The 17,177-nt window shown below is 34.2% G+C and carries 16 protein-coding genes, 1 pseudogene and 1 riboswitch; of the genes and pseudogenes, 3 read left to right on the forward strand and 14 right to left on the reverse strand.

All coding sequences use genetic code 11. The features are described from left to right. Positions 1-210: 210 nt before the first annotated feature. The 4 genes from guaA to J0J69_RS07985 form a co-directional block, all read right to left on the reverse strand. On the reverse strand, positions 211-1,746 hold the full coding sequence (gene guaA / locus J0J69_RS07970) for a glutamine-hydrolyzing GMP synthase (RefSeq protein ID WP_055242471.1): 1,536 nt from the start codon (positions 1,744-1,746) through the stop codon (positions 211-213). Positions 1,747-1,943: 197 nt separating this feature from the next. Beyond that, on the reverse strand, positions 1,944-3,239 hold the full coding sequence (locus J0J69_RS07975; protein ID WP_055242470.1) for an NCS2 family permease: 1,296 nt from the start codon (positions 3,237-3,239) through the stop codon (positions 1,944-1,946). 216 nt (positions 3,240-3,455) lie between these two features. Continuing rightward, positions 3,456-3,557: riboswitch (purine riboswitch) on the reverse strand. Between the two features lie 193 nt (positions 3,558-3,750). Continuing rightward, positions 3,751-4,407 (reverse strand): VanZ family protein, encoded by a 657-nt coding sequence (locus J0J69_RS07980; protein ID WP_212725904.1) that lies wholly within the window; start codon positions 4,405-4,407, stop codon positions 3,751-3,753. 24 nt (positions 4,408-4,431) lie between these two features. Beyond that, positions 4,432-4,881 carry an RDD family protein gene (locus J0J69_RS07985; protein ID WP_055242522.1) on the reverse strand — a complete coding sequence of 150 codons (450 nt, stop codon included), beginning with the start codon at positions 4,879-4,881 and terminating at the stop codon, positions 4,432-4,434. Between the two features lie 232 nt (positions 4,882-5,113). Here J0J69_RS07985 and J0J69_RS07990 point away from each other — a divergent pair, with 232 nt between their 5' ends. Then, positions 5,114-6,154: a M42 family metallopeptidase gene (locus J0J69_RS07990; protein ID WP_212725905.1), complete on the forward strand. Its 1,041-nt coding sequence runs from the start codon at positions 5,114-5,116 to the stop codon at positions 6,152-6,154. A gap of 33 nt (positions 6,155-6,187) precedes the next feature. On the opposite strand, the gene dusB is transcribed toward J0J69_RS07990, so the two are convergent. The 3 genes from dusB to J0J69_RS08005 all read right to left on the reverse strand — a co-directional run bounded on the left by dusB (position 6,188) and on the right by J0J69_RS08005 (position 9,069). After that, the gene (dusB, locus tag J0J69_RS07995) at positions 6,188-7,195 is read right to left on the reverse strand and encodes a tRNA dihydrouridine synthase DusB (RefSeq protein ID WP_055242465.1); all 1,008 of its coding nucleotides are present in this window, start codon (positions 7,193-7,195) and stop codon (positions 6,188-6,190) included. A gap of 326 nt (positions 7,196-7,521) precedes the next feature. Further along, positions 7,522-8,478, reverse strand: coding sequence for a calcium/sodium antiporter (locus J0J69_RS08000; protein WP_212724876.1), 957 nt, complete (start codon positions 8,476-8,478; stop codon positions 7,522-7,524). Between the two features lie 24 nt (positions 8,479-8,502). Further along, a complete protein-coding gene (locus J0J69_RS08005) occupies positions 8,503-9,069 on the reverse strand; it encodes a manganese efflux pump MntP (protein ID WP_212725906.1) in 567 nt (188 codons plus the stop codon). A 429-nt stretch (positions 9,070-9,498) separates the two neighbouring features. Here J0J69_RS08005 and J0J69_RS13595 point away from each other — a divergent pair. Both J0J69_RS13595 and J0J69_RS08010 read left to right on the forward strand, forming a co-directional pair. Further along, a pseudogene (locus tag J0J69_RS13595) lies at positions 9,499-9,618 on the forward strand (hypothetical protein); the annotation flags it as partial. A 211-nt stretch (positions 9,619-9,829) separates the two neighbouring features. Continuing rightward, positions 9,830-11,047: a phosphodiester glycosidase family protein gene (locus J0J69_RS08010; protein ID WP_055242520.1), complete on the forward strand. Its 1,218-nt coding sequence runs from the start codon at positions 9,830-9,832 to the stop codon at positions 11,045-11,047. Positions 11,048-11,225: 178 nt separating this feature from the next. Here the strand turns inward: J0J69_RS08010 and J0J69_RS08015 are convergent, their stop codons facing one another. The 7 genes from J0J69_RS08015 to J0J69_RS08045 all read right to left on the reverse strand — a co-directional run bounded on the left by J0J69_RS08015 (position 11,226) and on the right by J0J69_RS08045 (position 17,089). Then, entirely contained in the window at positions 11,226-12,842 is a 1,617-nt protein-coding gene (locus J0J69_RS08015) for an IS1182 family transposase (protein ID WP_256637854.1), read from the reverse strand. A 256-nt stretch (positions 12,843-13,098) separates the two neighbouring features. Then, positions 13,099-13,581, reverse strand: coding sequence for a 2-amino-4-hydroxy-6-hydroxymethyldihydropteridine diphosphokinase (gene folK, locus J0J69_RS08020; protein WP_212725973.1), 483 nt, complete (start codon positions 13,579-13,581; stop codon positions 13,099-13,101). 11 nt (positions 13,582-13,592) lie between these two features. Continuing rightward, positions 13,593-13,955, reverse strand: a complete 363-nt coding sequence (folB, locus tag J0J69_RS08025) for a dihydroneopterin aldolase (protein WP_068759183.1) — start codon at positions 13,953-13,955, stop codon at positions 13,593-13,595. Between the two features lie 15 nt (positions 13,956-13,970). Then, entirely contained in the window at positions 13,971-14,810 is an 840-nt protein-coding gene (folP, locus tag J0J69_RS08030; protein WP_237252645.1) for a dihydropteroate synthase, read from the reverse strand. A 98-nt stretch (positions 14,811-14,908) separates the two neighbouring features. After that, positions 14,909-15,511, reverse strand: a complete 603-nt coding sequence (gene rbr / locus J0J69_RS08035) for a rubrerythrin (protein ID WP_055277651.1) — start codon at positions 15,509-15,511, stop codon at positions 14,909-14,911. A gap of 138 nt (positions 15,512-15,649) precedes the next feature. Continuing rightward, a complete protein-coding gene (locus tag J0J69_RS08040; protein WP_055277653.1) occupies positions 15,650-16,069 on the reverse strand; it encodes a DUF3908 family protein in 420 nt (139 codons plus the stop codon). Between the two features lie 51 nt (positions 16,070-16,120). After that, positions 16,121-17,089 (reverse strand): hypothetical protein, encoded by a 969-nt coding sequence (locus tag J0J69_RS08045; protein WP_068759185.1) that lies wholly within the window; start codon positions 17,087-17,089, stop codon positions 16,121-16,123. Between the last annotated feature and the right edge of the window lie 88 nt (positions 17,090-17,177).

Raw genomic sequence — 17,177 nt, forward strand, 5'->3', positions numbered from 1 at the left:
AAATGAGAGCCATTATTCCAACTTCAATAAATTCAATTCACTGCTATTAAAAATTCTAGTAACTAAAGACAAAATCCGCTATCGATTGAATAATAAACATGATACTTTTCATGACTTATGCTCAAAAGGAACTATTTCGTGTCTAACTTATCTATTCCTAAAATATTATTTATAAAACCATAAAAAAAGAGCCTTTCGGCTCTTTTTTGATTATTCCCACTCGATTGTTGCAGGCGGTTTTGATGTAATGTCATACACTACGCGGTTAACGTGTGCCACTTCATTTACGATACGAACTGAGATTTTCTCTAATACTTCAAATGGGATACGTGCCCAGTCAGAAGTCATTCCATCGATTGAAGTTACGGCGCGAACAACGACTGTGTAATCATAAGTACGCTCATCGCCCATAACACCTACTGATTTGATGTTTGGTAAAGCTGTGAAGTATTGCCATACGTCGCGCTCTAATCCCGCTTTTTTGATTTCTTCACGTAAGATGAAGTCTGAATCACGAACGATTTCTAATTTCTCTTCTGTGACTTCTCCTAAAACGCGAATTCCTAATCCTGGTCCTGGGAAAGGTTGACGGAAGACAATTTCTTCAGGTAAACCAAGTTCTAATCCTAATTGGCGAACTTCGTCTTTGAATAATGTGTTTAATGGTTCGATTAACTCAAATTCCATATCTTCTGGTAATCCACCTACGTTATGGTGAGATTTAATTGTTTGAGCTGTATCTGTACCCGATTCGATAATATCTGTATATAAAGTTCCTTGTGCTAAGAACTTCATGTCTTTTAATTTAGCTGATTCTTCGTCGAAGCAGTAAACAAATTCGTTTCCGATGATTTTACGTTTTTGTTCTGGATCAGAAACTCCTTTTAATTTACTTAAGAAGCGCTCTTGTGCATCGATTTTGATGAAGTTCATATTGAATTTTCCATCAAATGTTTCAACAACACTTTCAGCTTCTCCTTTACGAAGTAATCCATGATCAACGAACATACATGTTAATTGATCTCCAATTGCGCGGTGAATTAATGCAGCAACTACTGATGAGTCTACTCCCCCACTTAACGCACATAATACATTGTCGTTTCCAACTTGTGCACGAATTTTTTCTACTTGGTCTTCAATGAAGTTTTTCATTGACCAGTTTGCTTGTGCACCACATACGTTAAAGATAAAGTTACGTAACATTTCTGTTCCGTGTACTGAGTGTTGAACCTCAGGATGGAATTGTACTAAGTAAATATTGCGCTCTTCACATGAAGCTGCAGCAATTGGACAAGAGTCACTACTTGCATCAACAACAAATCCTTCTGGTAAGTTTGTTACATGGTAACCATGGCTCATCCATACGACTTGCTCTTCTGGTGTTCCTTGGAATAACTTGCTGTTATTTTTAATTGTAATTTCAGCTTTTCCATATTCACGTTGCTCTGCACGTTCAACAGTTCCACCATGCATATGAGTTGTTAATTGCATCCCATAGCAAATACCTAAAATCGGTAATCCTAAGTTAAAAATTTCAGGGTCTACTGTAAAAGCACCTTCTTGAGTGACACTGTTTGGACTTCCACTGAAGATAATCCCTTTTACATTAGACATTTTTTTGATGTCTTCAGCTGTTAATTTATGTGATTTTAATTCACTGTATACTCCAAATTCGCGAATACGTCGCGCGATTAATTGATTGTACTGACTACCAAAGTCAAGAACAATAACTTGATCGTGTTGCATGCCTTTCACCTCTTTTTACTAGTATGACTATTACAATAAAAATTTATAGGTCATCACCCTAAAAATTTCTTATTACGATTATATAGTAAAAAATGAACTTTCGCCATCAAAATTAAGACAAAACGTTCACTTTTACTACTAATTACGACAAGATACCACTTTTAAATCTCCCAAATTTAAAAGTACCCAAAACGAAATTACGCTAATACGAAATGGATTAAGAAGATAACTGATAATACCCACATCACTGGATGAATTTCTTTTTCACGGCGTGCAGCTACCATCATAATTGGATATAATAAGAACCCAGATGCAATCCCTTCTGCGATTGAATATCCTAAGACCATCATAATGATTGTTACAAAGGCTGGAATTGATGTCTCTAAGTTCTTCCATTCAATATCTCCTAAAGAAGATGCCATTAAAATTCCGACTGTAATTAGTGCTGGTGCTGTTACTGCTGATGTAACAACTGATAATAATCCTGAACAGAATAACATCACTAAGAAACATAATGCTGTAAACACAGAAGTTAATCCTGTACGTCCACCTGCTTCAACTCCTGTTAATGATTCAACGAATGAAGTTGTTGAAGATGTTCCTAATACTGATCCAATAACTGTTGCAGTTGAGTCGGCTAATAATGCTTTATCTCCATCAACTAAATGACCTTTTTCATTGACTAATCCAGCACGAGAACCAACTGCCATTAATGTTCCTGCTGTATCGAAGAAATCAACAAATAAGAATGAGAAAATAACTGGAATCATTTCTGCTGTAAAAATTGATGGTAATGCTTCAAATAATGCTCCGAATGTTGGCTTTAAAGATGGAATTGGAGCAATAATTTGTGTTGGTAAATCAACAACTCCTAAAAAGATTCCTACAACAGCTGTCACAATCATACCGATAAAGATCGCTGCCGGTGTTTTACGAACTAATAAAATTAAAGTTACAATTAAACCGATAACTGTAATTAAAACGTTAGGATCTGTGAAGTTACCGATTCCGACTAGCGTTGCATCATTATTCACAATAATTCCTGAGTTTTGGAATCCTAAGAATGCAATAAAGAACCCAATCCCTGTTCCAACCGCATGTTTTAATGACGTTGGAATACTGTTAATGATTAACTCACGTAATCCTGTTGCTGATAAAATAATAAATAAAATTCCTGAAACAAAAATCCCTGCTAATGCTTGTTGCCAGCTATATCCCATCATTAAGACAACTGTATAAGCGAAGAAAGCATTCATTCCCATACCTGGTGCTAATGCCACTGGGAAATTTGCATAAAGTCCCATAATTAATGTACCCACAGCAGCTGCTAAAATCGTTGCAGTGAATACCGCTCCTGTATCCATCCCCGATGCTCCAAGCGTGTTTGGATTAACAAAGATGATGTAAGCCATTGATAAGAATGTTGTCAATCCGGCGATAAACTCTCTTGAAACCGTTGTACCACGCTCTTCTAGTTTGAAGAATTTGTTCATATAGGTTACTCCTCCTAATTGTTCATTCTTCTCTCGACTGTTTGTTTAAACAACTATAATGACCATGAATTATCTAAATTCCTACTCCCAATAGTTAGATATGAAATGGCCTTCTCCCATGATCATGATAATCATTTAAACAAAAAAAGACTTTCAGCAATTAGTACTGAAAGTCCCCACAGTGGAATGATTAAACCAGATAAACCTTGACCTGTTTATCTAGCAATTGCCACCCGTAGTCTACTCATTTACGGTGAGTAGGTAGAGACTTTCGGACCTTATTTCCGATAATATACGAGAGAAAAGATTAAATTTACTACTTAACTATAAAATCAATTAAGAAAAAAGTCAATGTAATTTCCACAAATTGTTTACATAAAATAAATAAAATCAAGCTAAAATGAAAATAACAAAAAGTTTTTTCATTAATCATTCAATATATTCTAACAAAGTATCACATGATTTCTCAAAAAATACTAAATTTCACCGATAAAAAAAGACTCCTGATTAATCAGCGAGCCTTTCGATAAAAGAATTGTATAAATTTTATGGTAATCAAAAAAAATCCTCTAACAATAGTAAACACCAAAAATCCAAAAATGACTCCTAGTGTATTCATCATCAAGTCATCAACATTAAATCCCCGATACGCATATCCTGTAACAAAATCGTAAGACAACTGGATCAATTCAATGGATAATGAAATAAAAAATCCAATGAGTATCATTCGTAAGAATCCCCAATCCCTTTTCTTAAATAATATAGGGCAATAAAAACTTAGGGGCATCAACATCAAGAAATTTCCGACTGTTGTAATATGAAAAAGATTTCCCCATTTCATAAAATCAAATAGCTGTAAATTATGTCTACGCTCCACAAGGATTCCACATTTTACTTGTTGTTTAAGCAATTCAATATATGTTTCATTAATTGGAATTGGAAAAAAAGCTAATCGAATCACATTTAACACATAAAAAATGAAGCTTGAGACAATCATAAACTGAAGTAATGACTTATCCACTGACCTCTTATGATATATAAACATAAACACTAATGTCAAAATGACTGTCATCAAAAAGCTAAAATGAATGACGGATGTTTTCTCGAGTGCAGTTACTTGATCGGCTAACTCAGATAAATTCCGACAGTCAGATAACTCCCAGTTCATAATGTCCACCTCTTTTTATCATTTTTATTTTACATGTACGACTTTCGTCTTAACTAGCATATCGTGTAACGCACGTAATTCTTGCTTACGAATGCATTGATATGTTAATAAAATCCCATTAAATAATACAATAACTCCTTGTGTCAATGATGACAATAAGAACTTCACAACGAAATCACGTTGAAAATACTGTTTTGGTGTTAAATCATTTCCATCTAATGTAACTACTTTAATTTTTAATAATTTTTTACCAATTGTTTGTCCTGGCATTTTAACTGGAATATAAACAAAGTAAATCCACACATAAAATAATTGCAAAGCAACCATCATACCTAGTCCACTTAAGCTTAATGGATTATTCCCACTAGCCTGTAATGAAGTCATAATAAAACTAAAGTTCCCAAAAAAGATTAAAGCTAATAATAATGCATCCACTATAAACGCAGTCCCACGTCTTAATAACATATTAAACATTTCTATTCTTCCCTTCTCAATCATAATAAATTTCACTTTCGTTGATGTAAACTAATACTGTTTCATTATACATGAGATAAGAAAGCGTGTAAATTAAGCGCTCATATCTTTTAGCTTCTACCTATCTTTTATGCAGTAATATAGTGTAAATATTCCATATTATAGTATAATACTCTTAATAGCAGAATCTATACGGCTATTAAGAAAATCATTCGGAAAAGGGGAATTTTTTATGTCATTCGATTATTCATATTTTTATGAATTAGCTAAAGACATTTTGACAACACCAAGCCCTAGTGGCTACACACATATCGTAATCGATAAAATTAAAAATTATGCTGATGAATTAGGTCTGAAAAGCTTTAAAACGAATAAAGGAAATCTAATCGTTGAATTTGAGGGTGAAGATTCAAACAAAACTTTAGCTTTATCTGCCCATGTGGATACACTAGGTTTAATGGTTCGCTCAATCAATAGTGATGGAACATTAGCTATCACTTCAATTGGTGGGAATCAAATGATGACCTTACAAGGGGAATATTGTAAAGTTCATACACGCGACCAAAAGACATATACAGGAACAATTCTAAGCACTTCCCCATCTTCGCACGTTTATGAAGATTGTGCCCGTAAAGGTCAAACAGCTGATGAATTAATGATTCGCTTAGACGAAGTCGTTCATAGCAAAGATGATGCACTAGCTCTTGGGATTCAAAATGGTGATTTTATTTCTATTGATCCTAAAACAACTATCACGGACAGCGGATTTATTAAATCACGTCATATTGATGATAAAATTAGCGTCTCAATTATCTTTACTGTTTTTAAATATTTATTAGAAAACAACAAAAAACCAAACTACAATATCAAATTTATTATTTCAACATATGAAGAAATCGGACATGGTGCCGCACACTTACCAAGTAGTATCGATCGTATGATTGCCGTTGACATGGGATGTATCGGAAAAGATTTATCATGTACAGAATATGATGTTTCAATCTGTGCGAAAGATTCATCAGGGCCTTACGACTATCAAATGGTATCTGAATTAATTGAAATATCTAAAAAATATAACTTAGGTTATGCGGTCGATGTTTACCCATTCTACGGTTCAGATGCCTCGGCTGCTCTTCGTGCTGGGCATGATATTCAAGCGGCATTAATTGGACCAGGTGTTCATGCCTCACACGGTGTAGAACGTACACATATTGATGGATGCACGAATACAATGAAATTATTACATGCTTATTTAACAGAAATTAAGTTTTAATCCATAAAGAAAGGAGCCTAACGGCTCCTTTTACTATTCAACAACTAAACGTGCTGATTTATCTCCATTTAAATACGCTTGATAACGATTAATAATATCCATCATTTCTTCACGTGTTTTAACCGTTGTTACCATACGTTTAACATGAGTTGCCCCATCTAGTCCTTTGATGTACCATGCCATGTGTGAACGCATTTCAAGTAACGCTACTTTTTCACATTTTAAATCAATTAGACGATCCATATGATCCACTGCTAAGCGTAATTTTTCTTCAGCTGATGGTTCTGCGATTAATTCATCTGTTTTTAAGTAATGAACGATTTGTTTCATTAACCATGGGTTACCTAAAGCGGCACGACCAATCATGATTCCATCCACACCTGATTCTTCTAACACTTTTTTCGCAAATTCAGGTGAATTGATATCTCCATTTCCGATTACCGGAATAGTTTTGATTGCATCCTTAACATCTTTGATAATTCCCCAATCAGCTTTTCCTTCATACATTTGAGAACGTGTACGGCCATGAACAGCAATGGCACTTGCACCTGCTTGCTCAATCTTAAGTGCATTTTCTACTGCATAAATGTGCTCTTTGTCCCATCCAGTACGCATTTTTACCGTAACAGGCTTTTTACATACATCAACGACACTTGCGACAATGTCATAAATTTTATCTGGTTCCAATAATAAACGAGCTCCCGCTTCATTTTTAGTGACTTTTGGAACTGGGCATCCCATATTAATATCAATGATATCGCAATCGCAATTTGCATCAACATATTTAGCTGCCTCAACGAATGTTTCTTTATCTGCACCAAAAATTTGCATTGATAATGGACGTTCTGCTGGGTCAACATAAAGCATATCTAATGTTTTTTTATTTTGATAAACAACAGCTTTATCACTAACCATCTCAGCATAAATTAAACCTGTTCCCATTTCTTTAACAATCGTACGGAACGCTGCATTACAAACACCTGCCATCGGCGCTAAAACAACTGGGTTATCAATTTCAATCTCACGAATTTTCCAAGTCATATTTTCACCACTTTCTTTTTAATTCTCATTCATCTATATATCAATCAAAATTATTTCGACACAAAATCTCAAATCATCATTATACCTTATCCCATTGAAAACTTCAAGCCAAGCAACTTTCTCAATCCTTTTTGAAATATTACCTAGGTAATATTTTTTATTGAGATCTGTTTTAAAAAAGTGTTTATATTTCTTTAAAATATACTAATTTATTTAAATTGTCGCTCCATCACTTCAAAATATAGCAGTTATTCATATCCATGTTTTGAAACCTCAACCTTTATCTCAAACACACTCAAAATAAAAAAGAGAGTCTCACTCTCTTTTTATCCTTTCCAAATAACAAATGCCATGTATGCTACATAAAGCAACACTAAGAAGGCACCCTCTGGTTTATTAATTTTACGTTTTGAAGCCGCAAATCCATAAGTAATGAATGACGCTGCTAACATAATGAACATATCAAAGAAGACGGTATTATTAATTGTGATTTCATGAATAAATGATGAAATACCTAATACGAAGAAAATATTAAAGATATTCGATCCAATTACGTTACCAAGGGCAATGTCACTTTCACCTTTACGAGCTGCCACAATTGATGTGACTAGCTCTGGAAGTGAAGTTCCCACTGCTACAATTGTTAATCCGACCATACTTTGACTCATTCCAAAGGTAATGGCAATATCAGAAGCAGCATCAACTACCCAGTCACCACCTAAAACAATTCCAACAATTCCGACTAAACATAATCCAATACTTTTTGGCATTGAGTACGTTTTAATCTCTTCTTCCTCATCCGTACCATTTTTACGAGAGGTTAAGGCTAATTCAATTAGATAGTACATAAAGATTCCAAATAACACTAATAACATAATTCCATCTGCACGTGTTAAGACGTTATCGGGATAATTATGATATTTTGAATCATATCCTAAAACGATAAGAACGAAAGCCCCCATAATTGCAAATGGAAACTCCTTCGCAATAATGGAACGTTTAACATTTAAGGGGCAAATAAAGGCGGCTACTCCAACAACAACTAATAAATTGAAAATATTCGATCCAACAACATTCCCAACTGTAATATCATTTGCACCTGCAAATGCTCCTGTAATACTAACTGATGCTTCTGGGGCACTTGTACCAAATGCCACAATGGTTAATCCAATAATTAAACTAGGAATTTTCAATGATTTTGCAATTGAAGACGCGCCATCTACGAACCAATCCGCACCTTTAATTAATAAAATGAAACCAATAACCAAGATAATATAACTCATTTATTTCACATCCTTTATTAAATTTTATCCTAGGATTGTATTTTGTAAGAAAATACTCAGACCAATAATAATTAAAATAATACCTCCGACAATCTCGGCATAATTTTTTAAATATTTTCCAACTTTGTTTCCAAGCACGACTCCAGCATAACTAATGACAAACGTAATTCCTCCAATTAAAGTGATCGCCCAAAGAATATTCACATTTAAAAAGGCAAACGTCACTCCAACTGCTAATGCATCAATACTCGTTGCAATGGCCAAAATCATTAAAGATTTCGTACTTAATGGATTGCCCTCTTCAAACTCATCCTCATCATCTTGAAAAGACTCATATAACATCTTTCCACCAATAGCACATAATAAAATTAAAGCAATCCATGGTGTAAAGGCATGAATATATTTTTCAAAACTTTGTCCACATGCCCATCCAATAAACGGCATTAGTGCCTGAAAACCACCAAAGAATAATGCAACTTTCGCTGCTTGGTGAGGTTTAGCTTCTTTCAAACTAATCCCTTTTGCGATAGCTATGGTAAAAGCATCCATCGCTAAACTAATCGCAACAAAGACCAATGTAATAAGTCCCATAAGTGACCTCCTATTTAATTTTTTCATTTAAGCTGAGAAAAGTACGCAATAAAAAAACGAGAATCTTACATAACAAAAAAAGCTGTTATGTATGAGTCTCGTTATTTAATATTAAGCCAGAAACTAAGTTCGCGGTTGTTGACTTAATCACATCAAAGATGCCAACTACTCCCTCATCATTAAATGAGTTATTTAATTATAACGAGATTATTATACTATATTTAGATTTTATAAATCAAGAAAATTATACCAATATCTAAAGAGACTATTCTTAGTATTTACAAAAATATCAATTTTAACACACTAATTCACAGATTCTGCTATATCTATGCCATGAATGGGTGATCAAGCTTGAACGACTTCAATCTAAACTTATTATAGGGAAATTTTAATATGAATGAAACAACTACTTGAACATGTAAATTTAGAAATTCACAAGGTCAATTACGTTCAATTAATATCCATAGTCTAGCTGATGACTTATCATCTGAAAAAATCACTAACTTTATGCCATATGTCATTGATAGTAAGGTCTTAGTTATTAACTAGGGCTAACCTAATTTAAAGTTCATCAGTATCATAGTCGCTTCAGTTACTAGAATATTAGTTTAGACTAGCAAGTAAAAGCCTCCATTCTTTTGATGAGGGCTTTTTAATTTATCTAAAATCTTATGACTTCTTTACAACTCAAACGACGTAAATCCAACTTTTTCGTCGCCTTCACAGTGTATAATGAGAAAATCATATGGAGGTGAATGCTGTGAGCCGTTATCAAAATAAACAAAAAAAGATTTGGTTTAATATTATCACACTTAATATTTTAACTTTAATTATTGGGGGATGCGCGTACTATTATTACGAAACAAGCACACTCATTAAATCATTAAATACTAAAATTGAGCAACAAAATCAAACAATTGATCAACAACATCATGCCCAAACAGCATTAATTGATGCCAATCATTCGCTACAACAACAACTAGAAGAGGCCCTACAAACAAAACTAACATTAGAAGATGAAAATACATCTCAAGAAGATCAACTTGTAGCATTAACTGAGCAAAATGAGCAACTCAATCAGAATATTAGTAGCTTGAGCAGTCAGTTAGATGAACTAACTAAATTAAACGAACAATATATCGCCGAACGACCACTCAGTGTTATAGATCTTGAAACAAAATATCGAAAACTTCTTGGAGAGGCACAAACTAAAGCGAGCGAACTAGAGACAGCAAAAAATGAAGTTCAAAAAGAACATGATAAAATCCAAAACTATTATAATGAAATTAACGAACATTTTTATATTAAAGATGATTTAAAAGTAAAACTTGTTGAAACAAGAACGGAAAATCAGCATTATTGGGTCACTGAAGTGATTTCGTCTGATACCACTCCCCTAAAAGGGGCGATGGCCAATGATACGTACAATGGAAATCGGGAGACTATCTCCTCTATGGCCAATCGTTTAAATGCCGTACTTGCCATTAACGCCTCAGGCTTTTATGCTAAAACAAATAAACCGATGGGAACTGTCGTTCGCAACGGAGAACTTATTAGCCTTGACTCTGCCTATACAGAGGAAATTTTATCTTTACAATCAGATGGCAATTTAAATTTTACAACTGTTAATACAGAAGAAGAATTTAATTCCGGTGATATTGAGCAAACCTTTACTTTTGGTCCTATTCTTATTCGAGATGGACAAGCTACTCAGTTAAGTGATAAAAGTCGTCATCCAAGAACCGCAATTGGTCAACTCAATGATAATCGATATGTGATTGTTGTTGTTGAAGGGCGAATGGAAGGTGCGGATGGAATGACCTTAAATGAACTTCAACAAATTTTTTTAAATCTCGGATGCAAAACTGCCTATAACTTAGATGGTGGTGGATCGACTAGCCTTTACTTCCAAGGAAAATTAATTAACACTCCCTCTGATGGAAGTGAGCGCTCAGTGGTCGATATGATTTATTTCTAAAAGGGGCTGTATCAAAATGACTAAAACTTCATAGTCATGGAGCTACATGCTCCTTTTTTTGGCTATTCATCGTAAAAAAATTAGGCCCTGGATTGAATTTTATGGATTGAATTTATTTTTGAGTACGATGAAAAGAAGGACGTTTCTTTCCTTCAAAATGACCGTATATTCTGATTTTTTAAGCCACTTTTTGTGTATGGAGTTGTTGCCCGCAACGATTGTTTTGGATTTTGTTATGTAATTTTTGTACATTATATCCAAAACATAGAAGCAACATTTCTACTGTGACATGAACTTTTCCGCGGGTTAAAAATTTTCTGAAGCCGTAATCTTGTTTTAACACGCCAAAAGCACCTTCAACTTGAATGGGGCGATTCTTTCTTAAAATAATCCCTTCTTCACTTTGGATATTTTCAAGTGACTCTGTTCTTAGCGAAAGCATTTTTTTAGACACTTCTATTCGTTTATGGTTTCCTTCTTTCGCTTTTGTACATTTGGAACGCAAGGGACAATCTTGGCAAGTTTCACATTCATAAATCGTGACTTCTTTTCGATATCCCGTCCGACTTTCTCGACTTTTAACTTCGATCGGTTTTAACACTCTTCCATTGGCACACGTATAGGTATCTGTGAGTTCATCATATGCCATGTTTTCTCGTTTCCCCAGTTGAGCTTTATATTTTCTTGTTTTTGAGGCTTCATAGTTGAGAGGCTTAATGAAAACTTTTTGATGGTTCTCCTTCAAATAAGCATAATTTTCTTCACTTTCATAACCTGCATCTGCGATCACCCGTTCAAATGTGTTAGATAATCGAGATTCCATGGATGTCAGAAAGGGAATCAAAGTCGTGACATCATTGGCCGAACTAAAGATTCCAACATGCACAATATACTCCGCTTCAACGCCAATTTGGACATTATATCCTGGTTTTAATTGACCATTTTTCATGTGATCGTCTTTCATTCTCATAAAAGTGGCATCAACATCCGTTTTTGAACAACTTGAACGATGCTCGCCAATCCTTTCTTGATACGTCAAATACATGTTCTGTTTTTCAATATAATCCTCGAGTGCTTCCACTTGACGTTGGAGAACGGTTTTTCTCTTTCCTTTTCCAGAAACAAATTCAATGGATTGTTCAATCACTCGTTGTTTCAAATTCATTAAACAAGATTCTAAAACATCTAAGGGTTGATTCGAATTGAACTGATACGTTGTTAGATACATTTCGTTGATTTGTTGAAGCAGTTTTTCAATTTTTGTATGAAGTTTAGATTCATTTTTAGTGACTGATTTTAACCAAACAAAGGAATAACGATTGGCATTCGCTTCAATTTTTGTTCCATCAATAAATAGGTTTTTAAAATGAATTTCATCTAAGGCGTGAAGACGCTCAATCCATTGATCAAATAAATCTTCCATGACACCATCGCTTAAATGATGTTTTCTAAATCGATTAATCGTATGATGGCTAGGCGCGGGATAACCGTTTAACAACCAGATAAAATGAATATCCCGTTGACAAAGTCGCTGAATTTCTCGCGAAGAGAAAGCGCGATTCATATACGCGTAAACTAAAATCTTAAACATAATAACCGGTGGTACGACAGAATTTCTCCCTTGATCAGAGTAAGTGCTTAATAATTTTTTATCATCTAATCCCTCCAATAATTGATTAAGCAAACGTACAGGGTCATGAGGTGCAATATAAACTTGAATATCCATCGTTAAAGAGAGTTGATATCCAGCTGAATAAGTTGTATAATCTTGATGTATATTTTCTTTTTTTAGCATAAAAAAAGTATACAAAAAAGCAGTCCCGAATGGGACTGCCTTTTTTTGTAAACTCTAGTTTTTTAATTCAAAGGGCCATCTATTTTGAGACAGCCCCTTTTTTTACATAACTCCATTTATTTACTAAATAACAATCATCTGTATAAATAAAATAAAGTCTCCACCCATGTAAGTGATGAATTAAGAACATCTCTTTTACATAGAAAATTGGACTGTTTAAGTCAAAAACACAAAAAAAGAAGCCTTGGCTTCCTTTTTATTTTGATGAAATAATTTTTAAGGCTTCTTGATTAAAATTTTGTGCCCAATCTTGTACCTTTTTTTCTTTAACAACTAACTGTGGACAAATCTCTGCTAGTGGAATCATCACAAAATCACGTTCTGTCATATATGGATGTGGCACGATTAAACGTTCACACTCAATTTTCTCATCATTATAAATTAAAATATCCACATCGATCACACGAGGTCCCCACTTAAACTCACGTACACGTCCAAGCTCATTTTCAATCTGTTGACAAACATCCAATAGTTCAATTGGACCTAACGTCGTTTCAATTTCAACAACTAAATTCATAAAAATATCTTGGTCAACATATCCCCATGGTGCTGTTTCATACAAAGATGATAACGTCGTAATCGTTATTTGTTCGTGATGATTTAGTATTTGAATCGCATCATACAAATAACGCTTTTTATCTCCCATGTTTGAACCTAGTCCTAAATAGGCTTTATTCATTCTCATCGCTCCTAACGTGTCACTGTTAAACTAACAGCAGCTGTGCCGTTAAAGTTTGCGATGGGTGGTTGCATTTTACGAACCTCAACTGTTACTTTCTCAACTGATAGATAAGTTTCAATTAACTTATTTCCAATACGATAAGCTAACGTTTCTAATAAATCAACATGTTCACCATACATCACATCTTCAACTAAAGCATACGCATCTGCGTAATTAATCGTTAAATTTAACGCATCAACTGCTCCTGCTTTTACGACACAATCTGTTGTCATCCATACATCCACTTTAAATTTTTGATCAAATTCATATTCATGTGGACAAGCCCCATGGCGTGTAATAAAAATCATATCATTCAACATAATTTTTCCCATATTTATATCCTCACTTTATACATAATTTAAAAGGGTTTGCATCACTTTTGCTGCCCGCGAATTTTCAAGTACATCATGTACACGCACAATTTCAACTTCTTGACTCACAGCAAAGCAAGTAGCTGCCATTGTACCTTCCGTACGATTGTTAACATCAAGCCCGCCAAGTAAATGTCCAATCGATCCTTTCTTACTTACACCAAGTAAAATTGGATACCCTAGGTCATGTAATTCGGAAACTCGTTGCATTAATTCAATATTACCCTCAACAGTTTTAGCAAAACCAATTCCTGGATCAATAATAATTTTATCGTCTGGTACTCCAGCTACTTTCACTAGATCAATACACTCTTTCAGCTCAGCTTTCACTGTATCAACAATATCTTCATATTCTGTTAATTCACCACTAATCGTAGTGATACAATTTGTTTCATTTAAATTCGGCTTACGATTGTGCATTAAAATAACATAAGCACCACTTTGAGCCATAACTTCTGGCATTAATGGATCAAACTTAGCACCACCAATATCGTTAATAATTGTCGCTCCCACTTCAACCGCTTGTCTTGCCACTTCTGCTTTATAAGTGTCTACTGAAATGGGCACATCAATTTCACTCGCTAATCGTTTAATAACAGGAATTACACGCGCTAACTCTTCTTCAAGTTCTACAATAGTTGAACCCGGACGTGTCGATTCACCACCGACATCAATAATATCGGCCCCATCTGCTACCATTTGTTTAGCTCGAGCCACAATCTCATCTAAATGTTGATAACTTCCTCCATCTGAGAAACTATCTGGGGTAGTGTTTAATATTCCCATAATTAATGTCTTTTTTTCACTTGGCCACATCATAATCCCTCATTTTTCATCAATATCCATAACTTAGTATAAGTATAATTCATCTTTTTCATGAAGTAAATAAAGAAAAAGCATCGATTACTCGATGCCTATTTTTGTTCAGTTAGCTCTTCTCCATGTACTTTGAAATATCCCTTTGGATGCTTACAAACTGGACAGATAGTCGGTGCTGCTACTCCATAATGAATATGCCCACAAACTTGACACTCCCAGGCAACGGGAGTTGCCTTTTTAAACATCGTGTCATCCTCTAACTCTTTGGCTAATTTCGCAAATCGTTTACTATGTATTTCCTCAATTTTAGCAATCATATTAAATGAAGCTGCAATTTGATTAAATCCTTCTTCTTTTGCCACTCTAGCAAACGTAGGATAAACTTGTTCATGTTCATGACTTTCGGCAGCGACAGATGCTAATAAGTTTTTCACCGTATTTTCTTGATATAAATCAACAGGATAAGCCGCATCAATCTCAATTTCTTCTCCATTGAACTCTTCAGCTAAATACTCAAAAAAGATTTTTCCATGCATACGTTCCTGTTCAGCGGTATAGTTAAAAACATCCGCTACTAATGGATAACCTTGTTTTTGTGCAATCCCTGCATAAAATGTATATCGGTTTCTAGCCTGCGATTCTCCCGCGAATGCTCTCATTAAATTTTTATGTGTTTCAGTCCCTTTTAAAGATGCCATATTCCCAACCTCCGTTAATCTGAATGATAATTTTATTGTGGGAGGTTCAAAAAAGATTATTCAAAAAAATTCAAACTTTAATTAATCTGCTATCAGTCACACACAAAAAGGACTCGCTTTCTCCTATTTTTTTGTTCATTAATATTTTTCTTGTAAATATCTACAAATCAGTACAAGCTGTGAATTAAATTCTTTTACATACGGTAATGTCGTATCTTTTTTCGGTTGAAAGCAGATAATTTCATCATCAGCAAATGATAAGATTAATCGGTGACAATTCTCAGCTAATTGGTACTCACTTTTCACAAGATAACGAAGACTTCGTGTAACTACGCGAATCACTTCTAAATCATAAGTAATCGTGATGAGTTGATAGGTTGGCGTAAAAATATAAAGAATCAAATCCTCATCACGACAGTATAAGTTTTTAGGATAGACGAGGATTTCATTATCTAAAATAAGGATTTCATCTAAAGCTTTTAACATATAAATAAGCGCAATCGATTGTGAATCAATATAACGCATTGAACTTTCTCTTAACTGGCTAATCGTAATCATAAAAAAACTCCCTTCACAACAACATATGTCGAAAAGGGAGTAGACATGCTTTTATTCAGTGATTCGTAATAAGTAATTATAAATAGCAAGCTGATCTTGATTTACAGGGCTCAGCTTTGGTTCTTTTAAGGTATATGGAACATGAACCACATCTCGAATGAATTTCATTCGTTTTTGAGCGACTTTTTCATAAAATTCTTTTTTATCTTTCGTTCTTAAATAGTTTTTTAATGGTAAGCTTAATTGCTCCAGTTGTGGATATTGATCATAATACAATGCCACTAAGTCAATCGTCGCTACATTTGCACGATCGTACTTCATGGTTTTAGGATTCAATAACTGAGTGTAGTAGTAACTTAGCTCTGTCATAATAGTAACATCTTGTCCATCTTTAGCTAATCGTTTCGTAGATTGGCTGGCATACTTTTGACTGTGTAAACTATGTCTTAAATGACTCGATTCTGCAAAATGTGTATTGATAACATCTTGTGCCATTAACCAGTTATAAACACTATAAAAGTTGGCTAATTCTAGATGTCCTAGTTTTGCTAACGTTACAGAAATTCGATTTCTCAAATGACATCTAGCCTTAGCATCCTCCTCATTATGATATAAGAAAACATAAACTTTTAATCGCAATTGAAGTGGTAAATAATCGAGCGGTGTCGTCGGATAAACCCTGAATTTCCCTTGATAAATCCATGCAATTCGCTGAGTTAAGAACTTATTTAAGGTCTCTGTTTCTAACCTTGCATCTTGAAGAACATTTTGAAACGATGAATTAAAATATGACTCTAACCGATTGAGCTTTGATTTTGCTAATGAGACATACCAATCAGGTAATGTTTCAGATGCTTTTAACATCTGATAAACATATAAATATTTAATATTCAATAAATAACCTTTGCTTCCTATATCATTACTTGCTTTTTTAAATGGATTCAATAATGTAATATCAGGGTCATGTTGATAACTATCTAATAACTTCTCAGCTTTATAAATAGATTTTTTAAATTTCATATTTCTCACCCCGCCTATATCAATTAAACTTTTAGGTTCCTATTACATTATATGCACGATGATGTCTATTTTTGTTAATGCTTTCCGA

Source organism: Turicibacter bilis, assembly GCF_024499055.1.
Taxonomy (GTDB): Bacteria; Bacillota_I; Bacilli_A; order MOL361; family Turicibacteraceae; genus Turicibacter; species Turicibacter bilis.